This window comes from Synechococcus sp. R6-10 (assembly GCF_047461815.1).
Lineage (GTDB): Bacteria > Cyanobacteriota > Cyanobacteriia > Thermostichales > Thermostichaceae > Thermostichus.
In genome coordinates, this window is the sequence record NZ_JANSHW010000406.1 from 1 (window position 1) to 889 (window position 889).

Sequence of the window (889 nt, forward strand, 5' to 3'; positions counted from 1 at the left end):
CTCCTGCTGAAACTCCCGTAGGGCCAGACTCATGAGCTCGCTGTTCACCGTGGGCAGGATCAGGAAGGTACTCCTCCCACTGGCCGGATGCACGAAGAGGTAAACGTACAGCCATTCATAGCGGGTGCGGTGGAAGGCCAGAGGCCGCTGCCCTTTGAGCGCCCAGACCTTACACAGGATGGGTTTCAAGCCCACCCGGGCCTCATCCTGGCTCCAGACCTCCACCGGCTTATCCGGGTGCAACTGCCGCTGGGCCTCTACCACCTGGGCTACTTTTTTTTGAAAGCCTCCTGCTCCTGCTCGCTCGCAGCGCGGGTGTGGCGGGGGCGGGGGCGTTGGAGGCTGAAACCCAAGCGGCGCAGGTAGGTCCAGGCGGTGACCTCGGCCATGCTCTTACCGGTGTGCGCCTGAACCCAGTGGGCCACCTTGCGGGCCGTCCACACCCCCCCGTCGGGAGGACGCGCTTGCAGGGCCCGCCGGAGGGCTTGTTGCTCCTCCTGGTTCAGCAAGGCCCGCTTATCCCCTCCTGGGTTGTAGCGGTGCTTATCGATGAGCCCCTGGGGTCCCTCGGCGTTGTAGCGCCGGATGAGCTTGTAGACCCAGTTCTGGCTAAACCCGGTGGCCTGGCTCACTGCCCGGGTGCTGGGGTGGTTCTCCCGGGTCTGCTGGGCGTACAACCAGATCACCTGCCAGCGGGTCTTCTCCTTGGCATCCTTGCAGCTACGGTAGCGCTGTTCGAGTTCTTCCAGGCTCAGGTGGGCGTGTAGGGCTATGGCTTTGCTTGGCATGAGTTATTATCTACATAGATTTGGTATGACATGTGCGGGGTATAGACGCAGGTGGAGGTGGTTTATGTGGCCGTTTGGAAAGTCATTGTCCGCTCGAGTTC

Annotated in this window: 1 protein-coding gene and 1 pseudogene; both read right to left on the bottom strand. The window is 62.1% G+C overall.

From position 1 onward, the window contains the following. Window positions 1–264 (bottom strand): annotated as a pseudogene (locus NW837_RS11265) (IS630 family transposase); the annotation flags it as partial. A 5-nt stretch (window positions 265–269) separates the two neighbouring features. Continuing rightward, window positions 270–788, bottom strand: a complete 519-nt coding sequence (locus NW837_RS11270) for a winged helix-turn-helix domain-containing protein (RefSeq protein WP_414331589.1) — start codon at window positions 786–788, stop codon at window positions 270–272. Window positions 789–889 lie beyond the last annotated feature (101 nt).